Genomic DNA, 15,183 nt, shown 5'->3' with positions numbered 1-15,183 from the left:
GGTCAGCAGCCGAGGTTGTTGCCCGGTGTCACGCCCAGGATCTGCGTGAAGCTCTGGTACGCGTTGATCCGGCTCTGGACCTGGGCGGGGTTGCCGCCGTTGCACTCCAGGGAGCCGTTGATGGAGCGGATCGTCTCGCCGAAGCCGGCTCCGTTGACCATCGCGGCGTGGGCGGTCATCGTGCCCGGGCCGTTCTGGGTGTTCCAGTACCACAGGGCCGTCTTCATGGCGATGGCCGGATCCTGCTCCACGAGGTACGGGTTGGCGAGCAGGTTGATGCCGAGTGCGTCGCCGGCCGCCTTGTAGTTGAAGTTCCAGCTGAGCTGGATCGGGCCGCGGCCGTAGTAGGCGGCCTGCCCGGCGGGACAGCCGTAGGGCTGGCTCGCGTCGCAGTAGTGGGGGTAGTTGGCGGTGTTCTGCTCGACGATGTACACGAGCCCGCCCGTCTCGTGCGAGACGTTCGCCAGGAACGCGGCCGCCTCGCGCCGCTTGACGGTGTCATCGCCGGTGTTGGCGAAGGCGGGGTACGCCGACAGTGCCGAGACCAGGCCGTTGTACGTGTAGAAGGAATTCCGGTTCGGGAACATCTGGTTGAACTGGGCCTCGGAGACGACGAATCCGGACGGGTTGCCGGGGTTCGGGTCCTGGCCGCCGCCACCGCCGCAGGCGCCGAGATCGGACCAGACGCCCCACTGCCCGGTGGTGCCGGGCGTCTCGCCCTGGGTCCACCACTTGGCCTGCCAGTTGTGCCCGCTGTAGGAGGCGCTCATGCCGTTGGTGTAGACGGCGGACGAGGCCCACGGGGTGACGCAGGCCGCGGCCGCGGAGGCGGAGGAGGCGGGGAGGGCGACCGCGAGGCCGAAGGTGGCGGCCGCGGCGGCGGCCAGGGCGAGGGCGCGGCGGCGAAGCGCACGTATCACGTAACTGCTCCTTCAGTGGGGGGAGTTGCCGTGGGGGGCAAGTACCGCCACTGAAGCGAAACTGGTCTGGACCTGTCAAGGTCTAGACCAGTTTTTATCGTGTTCGGGCAAACGGGCAGGGCCCGTACACGCCATGGCGTGTACGGGCCCTGCCGGCCGTCGAGGGGCGGTTAGCTGAAGGCGGAGCCGTTGCCCGACAGGACCGGGATGTTGTCCAGGATGTGCGAGAGCGGCTCGTCGCCCTTGGCCTGGGTGGAGTTCTCGGTGCACTGCTGGTCCTGCGGGTTGGACAGGACGTTGATGTCCGCGACGTCGATGGGGACTGCACTGAGCAGGGCCTGGACGTTGGCCTTCACCGGCACCCCGACACACAGCTTGTTGAGCGAGCCCTGGACCACGCTGAGCTGCGGGCTCATCGCACCCTTGGTCTCCTGGTTGCCGTAGATCTGCGCGGAGTCGTTCCCGTTGACCGTGGTGACGCCGCCGTCGTTGCCGATCGCCATCGCCGGGGCGGCCCATGCGGCACCGAGGCCCAGGATGGAGGCAGTGACTACAGCGGTGGCCATGAGCTTCTTGGGCACGAGAGGATCCTTCTGTCGCACTGTTGCATGGGATGGCTGTCCCCGGCGGGACAAACTGATCAACTGCTTCAGACGCTCTTGGTAATCGTGCGTCACCTGAGTGGCCCAGTGCACGAAGAGGGCCGCCTCCGGCTCTGTGAGCTGGAGGCGGCCCCCTCGTCCGACATCTTCAGGGCATCGCCGTGGAGACCGCGGCAGGTCAGCCCGTCTTGCGGCGGGTCTTCTTGTTCTTGCCGCCGGCGCCACCGCTGGCGCCCTGGATCTTCGCCCGGCTCTGGTGAGCCTGCTGTGCATGGGCACTGCGGGCGTTGCGGTCAAGGGCCTCCCGGAACTTGCGCTTGGCCTCTTCGGCCGCCGATTCGCCCTGCGGGGTGTCCGACTCTTCTGCCATGTTGTCCTCCTGGGTTGACCTGAAGCCGTTTCAGTCTGTCACCCCGCGTCCCCCCTGACCAGCGGGTTCGGTTTGCAGGGCCGAGTCGGGCCGCGTGATGCGGGTCAGGAGCGGGTGGTGGGGCGGGCCCAGGCCTCCAGCTCGCCGAACGCCGCGACGAAGGACGGCAGCATCGGCTTCAGCCGGTCCTTGTCGAGCAGGACCAGCCCGTCGGTGTGCGCGCCGCCGTCGACGTGGACGTATCGGTGCAGCGGCGCCCGCCCGGCGTCGGTGACCATCCGGTCGTACACGTCACCGAACGTGGCCGGCGGGGTCAGTGCGTCGAGCGTCCCCTGGATGCTGATCAGCGGGCGCTGGATCTTCCCGGTCAGCGAGATCCGCTCGACCGCCCGGTGCACCGACTGCGGGCGCGAGGCGTAGTCGTAGTCCGTGTCGCAGCCGGGACCGGTGCCCGCCGGGCAGAGCGGGGTGCCGCCCTGCTGGGCGCCGTCGTAGCCGGGGTCGAGCTCCTCGCGGATCACGCGCTGGAGGAGGTCCCACTGGTTGTAGTAGTGCTAGCCCCACTGCTTCTCGGAATCCCTCGGATAGCCTGCTGCGACGATCGCCTCGCGGGCGGACTGGTCGCCTTTGGCGAGGCGGGGGTAGGCGCGCAGCGCCGGGCGGGAGCGTCGTGAGCAGGCTGCCCTGCTGGGTGAAGGTGAGCGCGTTCCAGTCGATGCCGCCCGTGTAGAGCTCCGGGTAGTGCTCCAGCTGCCAGCGGACCAGGTATCCGCCCGCGGAGAGCCCGGCGGCGTACGTGACGCGCGGCGTACGTGACGCGCGGCGTGCGCCCGTAGTGCCGGTCGGTGACCCGCTTCGCCGCCACGGTGAGCTCCGCCACCCGGCGCTGCCACTCCATGATCGCGTCGCCGGGGCGGCCGCCGTCCTTGTAGAGCTCGTCTCCCGTGTTGCCCTTGTCCGTCGCGGCGTAGGCATAGCCCTTGGCGAGCACCTGGGCGCTGATGATCGGGTCGTTGGCGTACTGCTCACGGGTCCCGGGCGGGGCGGCAGGCCGAGGCCGCCGAAACGGCCCCGGCCTGCCGCCCCGACGTGGTGCTGATGGACGTCCGGATGCCCGGGATCGACGGCGTGGCCGCCACGGGGCTGCTCCGCCGCAGCCTGCCCGCATGCAAGATCGTGATGCTGACGACGTTCAACGACGACGAGTACGTCACCCGGGCGCTGAAGGCCGGCGCGGTCGGCTACCTCCTGAAGAACCCGCCCGCCGCCGAGCTGGCCCGGGCGGTACGTCTCGCCCGCGCGGGGGTCGCCCAGTTCGACCAGACGGTCATCGCCAGCCTGGCGGCCGGGCTCCCGGCCCCCGAGCTGCTCACGCCCCGGGAGACGGAAGTGCTCCGCCTCATCTCGGCCGGGGCCACGAACAAGGAGACCGCCTCCCGCCTCTACCTCAGCGAGGGCACCGTCAAGAACCACATCTCCCGCGTCCTGAGCCGGCTGGGCCTGCGCGACCGCACCCAGGCCGCCCTCTACGCCAGGGACAACGGCCTCGTCTGACCCGGAACGGCACGGCGGCGGCACACGAAGTCCCGGGCCTCGCGGGGAGACCCGGGACTTCGCTGGTGCACTTCGCTTGACCGCCGTGTTCAACGACGGACCGCGCCGGAAGTCACCCACCGTCCTGGGGCTGCACCGCGCGCCGCTGGTGCACCCGCAGTTGCAGGGTCGCGAGGTCCAGCAGCGGGGTGGGCACGGCGAGCGCGCGGGCCCGGGCGACCAGGTCGCCGAAGACGTGCTCGACCTCCGTGGGACGGCCGGCGATCAGGTCCCGGTACATCGACGGGGTGAGCGGGGAGCCGGGCGTGGTCACCGTCCGGGTGGTGAAGCCGAGTTCGGTCTCCGGTACGGGATGGCCCGCGGCGGCCGAGACGGCCGCCGCCTCCGCGAGTACGGCCGGCCCGAGACCGGAGCCGCCGGGAACGGCGCCGACCTCGCCGACGGAGCCGCGCGCCAGGCAGGTGACGGCCGCCAGGGTGGTGATGAAGACCCACTTGTGCCACATCGCGGCGACGACGTCCGGCGTCTCTGGGCTGTCGATGCCCGCCCCGGTCAGCAGGGCGCGAACGGCGTCCACGCGGGCGGAGGCCCGGCCGTCGAGTTCACCGGTGAGCAGGGTGGACGGCGGGGCCATGCGCACGATGTCGCCGTGTTCGTTCAGGGTGGTGACCACCTTGGCCACGCCACCGAGGACCGGCGCGCCGCCGAAGTGGCCTATGAGGTGGTCGAGGTGGGCCATGCCGTTGAGCAGCGGCACGATCGCGGTCCGCGGGCCGACCGCCGGGGCCAGGTCCTTCGCCGCGCGGTCGAGCGCCGTGGACTTCACCGAGAGCAGGACGAGGTCGTACGGGTGCGACAGCGCGTCGGCGGTCACCAACTGCGGGGTGAGGGTGAGGTCTTCGCCGAGGCCCGTGACCCGGAGCCCGCGCTCGCGCAGGGCGGCGGCCCGCTCCGGGCGGACCAGGAAGGTGACGTCCTGCCCGGCATGGGCGAGGCGGGCGCCGAACCAGCCGCCTGCGGCGCCGGCGCCGACTGTCAGGATTCTCATACGGGAGAGCCTTTCGTGAGGGGCAGCGGCTGCAGGAGCCGGTGAGGCCGGTGCAGGGCCGCGGTGACGGGATCGTCATCGGCGGACGGTGGCGGCAGTCCGGGCCCGGGCGCCACGAGGAGGTCGGCGACCTCGACGGGTGCGTGGCAGCCCGTGCAGCGCCCGTCGACGGCGACCGGGGCGTCGTCGTCGGCGTGCAGGAAGACCCGGCGCGGCCCGCCGGGTGCGGGCCGGTGTTCCTCGCCCCAGAGGGACAGCGCGCGGACGGCCGGCCAGAGGCGGACCCCCTTGTCCGTGAGGGCGTACACCTCGCGCCGGCCGTCTCCGGGCACGCGGGCCAGCACACCGGCCCCGGTGAGACCGGCGAGCCGGTCGGTGAGGACCGCGCGCGGGATGCCGAGGTGGGCGGCGAAGTCCCCGAACCGCCGGACTCCGAAGAAGGCGTCCCGCACGATCAGCAGGGTCCAGCGCTCGCCGACGACCTCCATGGCGCGGGAGAGCGAGCAGGACTGGCCGCGGTAGTCGCGAGGGAGCGCCATGGGCCCACCGTAGCAAATCAGTTCGGTGACCGAACTGATTCTCAGATCGTGAAGGGCTTCTGACCGAGGAACCGGGTGTCGGGGCTGCCCGTCGTGAAGAAGTTCGGCATCTGGGTGGCGGGCATGCGCTTCTTGATGTCGCGGTGGAAGGCCTCGTAGTCGCCGCTGAACTCCCCGCCGTTCCAGACCCGGAGCAGGGTCTCGGTGAACTTGCCGTTGACGCGGCCGTCCAGGGCGACCTGGTCGTCCTGGCAGGCGGAGATGAGCACGACGCCGGGTTCCCCGCCGTCGCCGTTCGTGCTCCGCAGCTCGCGCTGGAGATCCTGGAAGAACGCCTTGTCCCGTTCGAAGATCTGCTGCTGCTTCAGCACCGGCATGAGGCGGACCGCATCCCCCTGGGCAGGGGCGTCGATCAGTTCGGTGGCGGTGCCGCTGTGGCAGCAGTCGAGGAACGTGATGATCCGGACGTCCTTGTGGAACCGCTGGAACTCCCGGTGCAGCTCGTCGTCGAGGAACTGGCGGTCGAAGAACACGAGGGTCTCGTCGAGCTCGTCCGGCTCGTCGCCGTCGCTGTCGGGCATCTGGCCGCCGTGGCCCGAGTAGGTGAGGAGCAGGATGTCCCCGCCCCCGAGCTTCCCGGCCGCTTTGCGCAGTGCGGTGGTGACGGTGTCGACGGTGGCTTCCTTCGTCAGGATCACGGTGTCGTCGAACCCGGCGCCGCGGGCCAGTTCGGCCATGTCGCGGGCGTCGTTCTCGCATGCCATGAGCTGTCCGTCCCAGCCGTCGTACTTGCGGGGGTCGACGTTGTTGAGTCCTACGTGGATGGACACGCCTGCGGGCATGAGGTCCTCCTCGGATGGGGTGAGCACGGTGGCACCGGATGGGGCGACACCTCGGGCATGGGTTCCGCGGCAGAGGGCCGCCGAACCGCGCGGCTCGCAGCGACGCCCGATCGGGCGCGGCGGCCGGAGCAACGCCCGCGATCTCCGCGACCCCGTGCGGTCGACCGCGGTCGACCGGCGGTCACTCTGCGACCGGCCGCCTTGCCACCGAACAGACCGGGTGAAACCATGACAGATAGCAATCAATCCGTCTGCTGCCCGTCAAGGGCGGCCGGGTAGGTGCGGTATGCCGCTCACCGAAACGGAATGGGGCCTCGTCACCCAATGGGTGGCGGAATATCTCCTCGACACCCCGGACCCGCATGACAGGCTCGACCAGCACGGCTTTCCCCCGGAATTCATCGGCAGCCTCGCGCTGACCAACAAGAGCGGGGAGAACGCCGTCACGCTGGTGCGCGCCTCACGGAAGGACATCGCGGCGCAGCTCCATCTGCTCGAGGTCCTGGTCAGCCTCGACCGGCTGGCCTCCCTGCCGGACGGCAATGAGGCCAAGAGGTTCCAGGCCAGGCTGCTCGAGGACGCGAACGTGCACACCTCCGCCCCTGACCACTTCCTCGCCGGCGTGCTCAAGAACGGCACCGAGGTGTTCATCGACCGTGCCGACCTGCGGGCGCGCCTGCGGGAATTCCTCGCCGACCCCGAGAAGACCGTGCTGGTGGTCGACGGCGAGGCCGACAGCGGGCGCTCGTACTCGTACAACCTGATCCGGTACCTCGGCCAGCACTGCGGATTCCGCCCGGTGCGGGTGACGCTGTCGCGCACCTCGACAGCCGCCCAGGTGATCCGGCGGCTGGCCGAGTTCGTCGGGGACCGGGACCCTGGCATCTCACCGTTGAACACGACACAGTTGAACGATCCACTGCCGTCGGTCGACGACGCCGTCCACCGGATCGTCGGCCGCGCCACGGCCGCGGAGGAGCGGTTCTGGCTCGTCCTCGACGAGTGCGACAAGCTCGACGCCAACTCCGACGTCTGGGACTGCATCGGCCGGCTGGCCCTGGCCGTCTACGAGTACACCCCGGTGCAGGAGGAGACCGTGCCCCGGCTCGTGCTGCTGGGCTACGGGTCGGCGATGCGCCAGCTGCCGTACGACGTCCGCAAGAACGAGTGCCGGGACACGGCGCGGATCGCCGGTCCCGACGATCTGCGCAGCTTCTTCCTGACGTTCTTCGCACAGACGCCCGAGCCGCGAGGCACGGCCGGGGTCGAGGGGCTGGCCGACGCGGCCGTCGCGACGATCCTCGACGCGGCGCAGCGACCGGGGGACGACAGCTACATGCGGAAGATCTGCACGGCGGCCGAACGGACCGTACGCCTCTACCTCTCGCTGCGGCCCGGCGAGGACTTCGCCGCCCGGCTGCACGGGGAACTGCTCGCCGCGGAGGGCGAGCCCGAGCCCGCCGTCCCGGACCGCCGCAAGGCGTACCGGGAGACCGCAAGCCTCCTCACCGAGTTCGATCCCACGCAGCTGCGGCTGCCGGGCGAGGGGGAGAGCAGCGGCCGGGCGGCGCTGGAACTCGTCCACGACTGCACGACCCTCGGCATGCAGCCCCGGGCCGGCTGGGTCCTCAAGCAGGAGGTACGCGAGACGGCACTGCGCGGCCTGGCCGGCCCGGAAGCCGCGCGCCTCGGCCTCGAGGCCAACCTCGGCCAGGTCCCCGAGGGCCCCGGACCGGAGCGGTTCGCGCTCGCCTACCTCTCCGGTGCACCGCCGGCCCTGGGGGAGCAGGATGTCGAGGGGCTCGCCGACATCCTCCAGGCGGTGCTGTGGCTCGTGCAGATCCCGCACACGAGCGGGATACCGGACCCTGAGCACGTCCAGCAGCTGCTGGAGCGCGCCAGACTGCGCCAGCCGTTCGAACGCCTGGTCAGGGGCAGATTCTGTGGGCGCGCCGCCGAGCTCGACGAGCTGCGGGCGTACGTCGGGCTGCCGGCCTCCGCGCCGGCAGCTGCCCCTCCCCTCGACGGCGCCGGTTCCGTCCACGAACCCGTCAGGGAACTCGTCAAAGATCCTCCCTTGCTCATCCACGGGCTGGGCGGCATGGGGAAGAGCACCCTGCTCGCCAGGTTCCTGGTCGACCTCCCCGCGGACTTCCCCTTCGCCTATGTCGACTTCGAGCGGCCCACGCTCTCGGTCCACGAGCCGGTCACCCTGGTCGCCGACATCGCCCGGCAGCTCGGCATCCAGTACCCCGAGCACCGCGCCGCGTTCGACGCACTGGCCGCAGAGTGCGAGGAGACCGCCCGCACCCAGCGGGAGGAGCAGAACACCGTCGACGAGCTGTACCGGCTCTCCACCACCCGCTCCGGAGCCGGGCGCGGAGCCGCCGAACAGTTCCACAGCCGGGCGCGCGCCCGTGAGACGGACCTGGTCCGCCGGGTCGGCGCATGCCTCGTCCAGGCGGTGGCGGGCGCGGGTGGCGGCGCCGAGGGCGTCCCGCCGCTGGTGATCGTGATCGACTCGTTCGAGGAGGCCCAGTACCGCGCGAACCCCGTACTCGGCCGTATGTGGGCCATCTGGTCGGTCCTCCACGAGGGGTATCCGCGGCTGCGGTTCATCGTCGCCGGGCGGGCCGGCGTCCACCACCCGGCGCAGGCCGCGGAACCGAAGACGATCGCGCTCGGCGACCTCGAACCGGACGCCGCCGTGGACCTCCTCATGTCCAGCGGGATCGAGGACGAGGGCGTGGCCCGGGCCCTGGCCGAGCGGGTAGGCGGCCACCCGCTCAGCCTGAAGCTGGCCGCGCAGGCGGCCGTGCTCGCCGGCCAGGAGGCCGGTTCGCTCGGCGAGCTGGTCGAGAGCCTGCCCGCCCGGCGCCGGTACTTCTACCGCAAGGTCGACCAGATGCTCGTCCAGGGGATCCTGTACGACCGCATCCTCAAGCACATCGCCGATGTGCAGGCACGCGGCCTCGCGCAGGCGGGCCTGGCGCTGCGCACCATCACCCCCGAGCTCATCAGGGACGTCCTCGCACCGGCGTGCGGACTGGACGTGGACTCCCCGGAGCAGGCGCGCCGCCTCTTCGGCCGGCTGGCCCGGCTCGACCTGATGGAACCGGCCGGCCCGGGCGCGCTGCGGCACCGCTCCGACCTGCGGGCCATCATGCTGCGCCTGTCGGACTCCGCGCGCACCGACCTGATGCGTACGGTCGGGCAGCGCGCGGTGGAGTACTACGCGGCCCGCGAGGGGCTCGAGGCACGCGCCGAGGAGATCTACCACCGGCTGCGCCTGAACGAGAACCCCCGCTCCGTGGAGCAGCGCTGGGAGCCCGGCGTCGAGCGCTACCTCGACCGCGCGGACCATGACATGGCGTCCCGGTCGGCCGCCTTCCTGACCGGCCGCCTCGGCGGGCACATCCCCGACGAGGCACTGCACGAGGCCGACCAGGAGGACTGGGAGCGGAACGCTGCACGGGAGATCGAGGACCTGCTGGCGCAGGGCTTCACCGGCGAGGCCGCGGCCCGGCTCGCCGAACGCCGCCCCTGGACACCGGGCAGCCCCCTCGACCCGCTGCTCGTCGAGACCCTGGCCCGCAGCGGACGGCGTACGGAGGCCAGGAGCACGGCGCAGGAGGCCGTCGACCGCGCGGAGGAGGCGGGCGACGTCGATGCGCAGCTGGATCTGCTGCTGCTCTCCGCGCGCCTCGCGGAGGAGGACGGTGACGTGCAGGAGGCCGAACGCGACCTTGTCGAGGCGGAGGACATCGCGACCGGCCTCGGCCGGGACTTCGATGCCCTGGCAGCCACGCTGGCGCGGGCCCGGCTGGCCGCCTCGCACGAAGGCGACGCCGACATCGACCGTCGCCTCGCCCGGCAGTTGCGGCAGCTGCCCGACGAGGCACTGGCGGAGCAGCCGGTCCTGGTCCGGGCCGTCGCGGCCGAGGTGTCCCGGCACGATCCGGCCGCGCTCGGCCACACCCTGGACGTCGTGGGACTGCCGGACACCGACGACGGGGCCCTGGACGCGCTCGCGGACACGATCGTCCGGGTGCTGGCGGAGCAGCCCGAGCTCCGGTTCGCCCTCGCGAAGATCCTCCAGAACGCCGTCGGCCCCGTACCGGCCCGGCCCGTGCAACAGCAGCTGCCCCCGCCCCCGCCGTCGCCCTCCATGGCCGGCATGCTCCGCGAGGCCCGCGACCGCGGCACCCTCGACGTGCTCGCCCAGCGGCTCCTCGTGCTGCACGACGACAGCGGCGTACTCGTCTCCGGCGTGGCGGCCGCCATGGGTGCGGGTACCCCCGGCCCTGCGCCGTCGGCACCGGCCCGCACAGCCGAAACAGCCGAAAGGAACGGCCCGCGAGCGGCCTGAACCCGTATGAGCGACGCGTATCTCCCCTCCGAGGAAATCGTCCGGCTGGTCGACGCCTCGCTGGAGGCCGGGCTCGCCGATCCGTCGGTACGGCGGCTGCTCCTCGACGGCATCATGCCCAAGTACCGGGGCACGCTGCCGTTGATGGCCGCCCCCGGCATGCAGGTGCACTCGGACCTGAACGAGATGAACCGCGTGGAGCGGCTGGTCGACGGCTCGGTACCGCTGGAGATCTGGCTGCGCAACGCCGTCGCCCAGACCGTGGAGGCCGGACCGCTCGCCGTCTTCCAGAAGGCCCTGGACGAGGTGGCGCGCGACGCCGCCGGTGAGCCCGACGTACCGGCCGGGCTGCCCGCCGGGGAGACCAAGGAAGAGATCATCCACCGGGACGACACGGTGCCCTTCGAGTTCCTGCGCGGCGGCGAGGAGGCGGGCAGGGCGGTCGCCCGGATCAAGGTCCTGCCGTACCAGGCCGGCGCCCCGCTCCAGCCGAACGGCTTCCCGCACTCGGGGACGGGCTGGCTCATCGCCCCGGACCTGCTCGTCACCAACCACCACGTGGTGAACGCCCGGACCCGCAGTGCGACGGACCGCGGCATCGTGGATCCCGCGGACCTCCAGCTGCAGGCGCAGAACTCCCGCTCGCGCTTCGACTTCGGCGCGGACGACACGGAGACCGAGGAGGTGGCCGCCAGCGGCCTGGTCGCCTGGGACGAGGCCCTCGACTACGCGGTCCTGCGGCTCACCGGCCAGCCGCAGCGGGCCGCTCTGCGGGTGGCCACCGAGCCGTTGACGGTCGCCGGGGAGCCGGTGGCGGTCAACATCATCCAGCACCCGGGCGGTCAGCCCAAGCGCGTCGCCCTGCGCAACAACCTCGTCTACGAGGCGAACGAGAACGACGTGCGCTACTTCACCGACACCCGGGGCGGGTCCTCCGGATCACCCGTCTTCACCGACGACTGGCAGGTGGTCGCACTCCACCGCGGGACGCGGCGCGTCGAGGACGTCAACTTCCAGGGCAAGACCACTGCGTTCGTCAACGTCGGCACCCAGATGAGCAGCGTCATGCGGCACCTGCGGGAGCACAGCCCCGAGGTCCACGCCGAGATCACGGCGGCGCAGTCGGCGCCGGCGCAGCAGGGCCCGGCCTGAGGAGGCATGAGATGGGCGGCAGCGGCAGGTCACCGGTGGCGACCGGTCCCGCGCAGATCTTCCGGGACCTGGGCGCGGTCGCCGAACGGGTACGCCAGGGCCTGAAGGCGGACGCGGACGCGGAGATCCCCGAGTCCTCGGAGAGCCTCCCGGCGGACCGGGCCCCGGCCGGGCAGATCGGCAAGTTCGCCCGCCGCGAGCGGGCGAGGGTACTGAACGCGGGCGTCAGCGGGCTGGAGAAACTCGCCGCCGGGCGGGCCGACGAGGTCGACGAAGACGAGTACTTCGGCGTCGAGGCGATCGTCCTCCTCGAAGGCCGGCCCGCCCTGCTGATCCAGGGCCAGGACTTTCCCACCCAGCAGGGCGACTGGGTGGTGCTCGAGGGCCAGCGCGCCGCCATCCGGGAGTCCATCGCCCGGGTGGGCCGGGTGGAGGTCACGGGACACGCCAGTCTGGACTGGCTGGGCACCGCGTTTCTCGTCGGCCCCGACGTCGTGATGACGAACCGTCATGTGGCCGTCGAGTTCGCCACTGGCGACGGAGCCGGCTGGACGTTCCGGCCGGGCATGAGCGCGCGGCTGGACCTGGCGGAGGATCTGGCCGCCGTTCCCGGCGACGGCTCGCTGGAGTTCGCGGTCACCGAAGTGGTGGGCATCCACCCCGACGTCGACATGGCCCTGCTGCGCATCGACACCGCCCGGGGCGGCGGGGCTCGGGCGACCCCGGTGGCGGTGGCGGCCGATCCGCCCGCCGACGTGCCCGGCCGGCCGGTGTACGTGATCGGCTACCCGGCGGAGGACGGCCGCCGCAACGAACCGGAGGCCATGCGCCGCATCTTCATGGACGTCTACAACGTGAAGCGCCTTCAGCCCGGCACGACGACGGGGCTGGTTCCCGGCGAGCTCACGGTGAAGCACGACTGCTCCACGCTGGGCGGCAACAGCGGCTCCCCGGTCTTCGACCTGGTCGACCACCGCGTCCTCGGCCTGCACTACGGCGGCCGCTACGGCTTCGGGAACTACGCGGTCCCGCTGTGGGAGCTGGTGGACGACCCCCTGTTGAGCCGGGCGCAGGTCAACTGGGTGTGACGCGGGAACCGGCGCGTCAGCCGGATGTGACGCGCAGCGCGTCGCCGACGAGGCGCACCGCGCGGGAGAGCCGGCCCAGCTGCTGGAGCTCTACGGCGTACATCCGGATCGAATTCTCGATGACGGACTCGGCCACGCCCATCGAGGGAAGTTCGGCGCGGCTGGTCTCCAGGGCGACCCGGACCGCGCGCATCTCGTGCTGGAGCTGGAGCTGGGCGTGCCGGGTGAGGAGGACGGGGCTCCGGGTCAGCGTCGAGTAGCTGCCGTAGCGGGCCGGGAGCAGGTCCCGCAGCCAGCGCATGGCCGTGCGTTCCCAGTCATGGGTACCGGGGGTCTTGACCTGGCAAGGCCAGTCCGGGCTGAGCGTGGTAGAGGCCGTCTGGCGCATTCTCGTCGCTTCCGAATGGTGTCGAACACTGATCGAGAGGTTGGTGGGCGGCCTCGGCCCAGGGGTTGACCGAGGCCGCCACAAGCGCTCTGGTGGATCCCAGTGCCGGGAACCGGCACCGAGGCGGAACGTGAGGAGGAGCGTCCCGCGCGGGTGCCCGTTCTGGGAGGGCGTGGGGTCGCTCTCCTTGGCGTCTGGTGGATCCGGCGCGCTGCTTAGTAAACATATATACCGTCGAGTAAACAAGAGAATGAAAAATTACATACGAGGAGACGGCGTGAAAGTGGACTGCCTCGTACCGGTTGAAAATCGTCCTTAAAGGAAGAATCCGTGCTGGTCGGCGACCTGCTCGTACCCTTCGAGGCGCGCCTGCGTCCGCCCGGGATCCGCGTCCGCCATCGCCTGCAGCAGGGCCGCGGACAGCATCCCCGGCGCCGCGTACGAGTCGAACACCAGGCGTGCACCGGTCCCGGCGGTCAGCGCCACGTCCGCCTCGTCCACCAGCGGACCCAGCGTGGTGTCGGTGATCAGCGCGATCTTCAGCCCGGTGCTGCGGGCGGCCCGGAGCGCCGCCAGGGTCTCCTTGGCGTGCCGGGGCATGGCGAACGCCAGCGCCCAGGTCCCGCCGGCCTCGCGGGACTGGAGCAGCGCGTCGTAGGCGACGCTGCCTCCACGTGTCACCAGCCGGACATCGGGGTGGATGCGCCGTGCCGCGTAGGCGAAGTACTCCGCGAGCGAGACCGAGATCCGCAGGCCCAGGACCGTCAGCGGCACCGAGCGGGCCAGCTCACGGCCGATGTCCAGCACCTGGTCGGTGTCCGCGAGCAGCCGCCGTACGTTCTCCAGGTTCAGGATCTCGGCGTCCACGGCCGCCTGCAGCTCATTGCGGCGGAACTGCTCGCGGGTCTCCGGAGAGCCCGCGACCGCGCTCAGCGCCATCGGCTGCAGGGCGTCGCGCAGGGCCGGGTAGCCGCTGAACCCGAGGGAAGTGGCGAAACGTGTCACCGACGGCTGGCTGACGCCCACCCGCTCCGCGAGCTCGGTGATCGACAGGAACGCGGCCTCGGTGAGGTGGTCGATCAGGTACTGGGCGATCCGCCGTTGCCCGGGGGACAGCCGATGGCCGTCGAACAGGGCCCGTACCCGGTCGCCGGGGGCGCGCTCATGGACCGGCGGCGCCTGCCCACTCGGCGTGATCGCAGCCGCCTGTGCGCGTGCCTGCTGCCCCGATGACACCGATGGGCCTCCCTCTCATGTCACTCGTCTTCAAACATAGCTCACGCCCTGTGGTCGGCCGACCCGCAGCGGCCGGGCCCCGCCCCGGGTTGAGCGGCCCGCATCTCTCGCGACCCCCGGAGGCCGGAAATATGATGTGCTCGGGTTTTCGGCGCAGCGTGCGCACCGCGCGCGGCGGGAACCGAGAGCCGAGAGCAGGGACGGGACGTATGGATGCACCCGGGAGCGGTCCATGACCCCGCGCCGTCCCCCGAAGTCGGTGAGCGCCGACGACCTGCTGACCACGCTGGGCCGGCTCACCGCCAGGGTCCGCGCCGGGGCGGAGATGCAGCAGGCCCGGGTGGAGCTCGCCGAGGCGCTGCAGCGGGAGATGCTGCCGGCCGCGCTGCCCGCCCTGCCCGGGCTGCGCAGCGCGGCCCGCTACGTACCCGCCCGCCACGGCCTGGACATCGGCGGCGACTGGTACGACGGCTTCCCGCTGCCCGAAGGAGCCCTCGCCTTCTCCATCGGCGACGTACAGGGTCACGACGTCGAGGCCGCCGCCTTCATGGGGCAGGTCCGCGTCGGCCTGCGTGCGGTGTCCGCCGTCGTCGAGGACCCGGGGGAGGTGCTCAGCCGGGCCAACGACGTACTGCTGTCGCTGGACTGCGAACTCTTCGCGACCTGCACCCTGCTCCGCTTCGACCCCGAGACCTGGGAGCTCGAGAGCGCCCGGGCCGGCCACGTGCCCTCCGTCTGGGCCACGGTCGACGGCCGGTACGGCATCACCGACGACGAGGGCGGCCTGCCGCTGGGGGTGGAGCCCGGGGCGGGATACGCGGTGACCCGGCGCCGGCTGGACCAGGCGGGCTCCATCGTGCTGCTCACCGACGGCGTCGTCGAAGGGCCGTCGTTCCCGATCGACGTCGGACTGGCCCGCGTGGCCCGGGTGGTCCGGGAGGCGGCGGGCGCCGATCCCGACGAGATCGCCGCCGAGATCATGAAGGTGGCCGACTCCACCGGCCACGCCGACGACGCGGCCGTGCTGGTCCTCAGCCATGACGCGGCGGGCCCCCGGCGCTGGTAGCGCGTGTCA

The 15,183-nt window shown here is 71.7% G+C and carries 14 protein-coding genes; 5 read left to right on the top strand and 9 right to left on the bottom strand.

The window, feature by feature from the left end; translation table 11 throughout:
• Positions 1–2: 2 nt before the first annotated feature.
• The 4 genes from AB0M76_RS31045 to AB0M76_RS31030 all read right to left on the bottom strand — a co-directional run bounded on the left by AB0M76_RS31045 (position 3) and on the right by AB0M76_RS31030 (position 2,413).
• The gene (locus tag AB0M76_RS31045; protein WP_365956079.1) at positions 3–887 is read right to left on the bottom strand and encodes a glycoside hydrolase family 19 protein; all 885 of its coding nucleotides are present in this window, start codon (positions 885–887) and stop codon (positions 3–5) included.
• Between the two features lie 203 nt (positions 888–1,090).
• Complete coding sequence (locus AB0M76_RS31040) at positions 1,091–1,501, bottom strand: rodlin (protein ID WP_365956053.1); 411 nt, start codon at positions 1,499–1,501, stop codon at positions 1,091–1,093.
• Between the two features lie 199 nt (positions 1,502–1,700).
• The gene (locus tag AB0M76_RS31035) at positions 1,701–1,892 is read right to left on the bottom strand and encodes a DUF5302 domain-containing protein (RefSeq protein ID WP_266632185.1); all 192 of its coding nucleotides are present in this window, start codon (positions 1,890–1,892) and stop codon (positions 1,701–1,703) included.
• Positions 1,893–1,996: 104 nt separating this feature from the next.
• Positions 1,997–2,413, bottom strand: coding sequence for a hypothetical protein (locus tag AB0M76_RS31030; protein WP_365956052.1), 417 nt, complete (start codon positions 2,411–2,413; stop codon positions 1,997–1,999).
• A gap of 577 nt (positions 2,414–2,990) precedes the next feature.
• On the opposite strand from AB0M76_RS31030, the gene AB0M76_RS31025 reads away from it, so the two are divergent.
• Positions 2,991–3,446, top strand: coding sequence for a response regulator transcription factor (locus tag AB0M76_RS31025; RefSeq protein WP_365956078.1), 456 nt, complete (start codon positions 2,991–2,993; stop codon positions 3,444–3,446).
• Between the two features lie 112 nt (positions 3,447–3,558).
• On the opposite strand, the gene AB0M76_RS31020 is transcribed toward AB0M76_RS31025, so the two are convergent.
• The 3 genes from AB0M76_RS31020 to AB0M76_RS31010 are packed head-to-tail and all read right to left on the bottom strand — an operon-like array spanning position 3,559 to position 5,875.
• Positions 3,559–4,494 (bottom strand): 2-dehydropantoate 2-reductase, encoded by a 936-nt coding sequence (locus tag AB0M76_RS31020; RefSeq protein ID WP_365956051.1) that lies wholly within the window; start codon positions 4,492–4,494, stop codon positions 3,559–3,561.
• Positions 4,491–5,033: a helix-turn-helix domain-containing protein gene (locus AB0M76_RS31015; protein WP_365956050.1), complete on the bottom strand. Its 543-nt coding sequence runs from the start codon at positions 5,031–5,033 to the stop codon at positions 4,491–4,493. Before AB0M76_RS31015 ends, AB0M76_RS31020 begins: the two co-directional genes overlap by 4 nt.
• Before the next feature lie 41 nt (positions 5,034–5,074).
• The gene (locus AB0M76_RS31010; protein ID WP_365956049.1) at positions 5,075–5,875 is read right to left on the bottom strand and encodes a caspase family protein; all 801 of its coding nucleotides are present in this window, start codon (positions 5,873–5,875) and stop codon (positions 5,075–5,077) included.
• A 286-nt stretch (positions 5,876–6,161) separates the two neighbouring features.
• On the opposite strand from AB0M76_RS31010, the gene AB0M76_RS31005 reads away from it, so the two are divergent.
• From AB0M76_RS31005 to AB0M76_RS30995, 3 genes are read left to right on the top strand one after another with little or no spacing between them, the layout of a single operon-like run.
• Positions 6,162–10,244: a hypothetical protein gene (locus tag AB0M76_RS31005; RefSeq protein WP_365956048.1), complete on the top strand. Its 4,083-nt coding sequence runs from the start codon at positions 6,162–6,164 to the stop codon at positions 10,242–10,244.
• A 6-nt stretch (positions 10,245–10,250) separates the two neighbouring features.
• Positions 10,251–11,396 carry a trypsin-like peptidase domain-containing protein gene (locus AB0M76_RS31000; RefSeq protein ID WP_365956047.1) on the top strand — a complete coding sequence of 382 codons (1,146 nt, stop codon included), beginning with the start codon at positions 10,251–10,253 and terminating at the stop codon, positions 11,394–11,396.
• Positions 11,397–11,407: 11 nt separating this feature from the next.
• Positions 11,408–12,484, top strand: a complete 1,077-nt coding sequence (locus tag AB0M76_RS30995; protein WP_365956046.1) for a serine protease — start codon at positions 11,408–11,410, stop codon at positions 12,482–12,484.
• Positions 12,485–12,500: 16 nt separating this feature from the next.
• On the opposite strand, the gene AB0M76_RS30990 is transcribed toward AB0M76_RS30995, so the two are convergent.
• On the bottom strand, positions 12,501–12,872 hold the full coding sequence (locus AB0M76_RS30990; RefSeq protein WP_365956045.1) for a hypothetical protein: 372 nt from the start codon (positions 12,870–12,872) through the stop codon (positions 12,501–12,503).
• A gap of 315 nt (positions 12,873–13,187) precedes the next feature.
• Entirely contained in the window at positions 13,188–14,108 is a 921-nt protein-coding gene (locus AB0M76_RS30985; protein WP_365956044.1) for a MurR/RpiR family transcriptional regulator, read from the bottom strand.
• 232 nt (positions 14,109–14,340) lie between these two features.
• On the opposite strand from AB0M76_RS30985, the gene AB0M76_RS30980 reads away from it, so the two are divergent.
• Entirely contained in the window at positions 14,341–15,174 is an 834-nt protein-coding gene (locus AB0M76_RS30980) for a PP2C family protein-serine/threonine phosphatase (RefSeq protein ID WP_365956043.1), read from the top strand.
• Positions 15,175–15,183 lie beyond the last annotated feature (9 nt).

The organism is Streptomyces sp. NPDC051364, from assembly GCF_040682115.1.
In the GTDB taxonomy this organism is placed as follows: Bacteria; Actinomycetota; Actinomycetes; order Streptomycetales; family Streptomycetaceae; genus Streptomyces.
The sequence above is the reverse complement of the archived record's forward strand: the minus strand, read 5'-3'. Positions and strand labels throughout refer to the sequence as shown.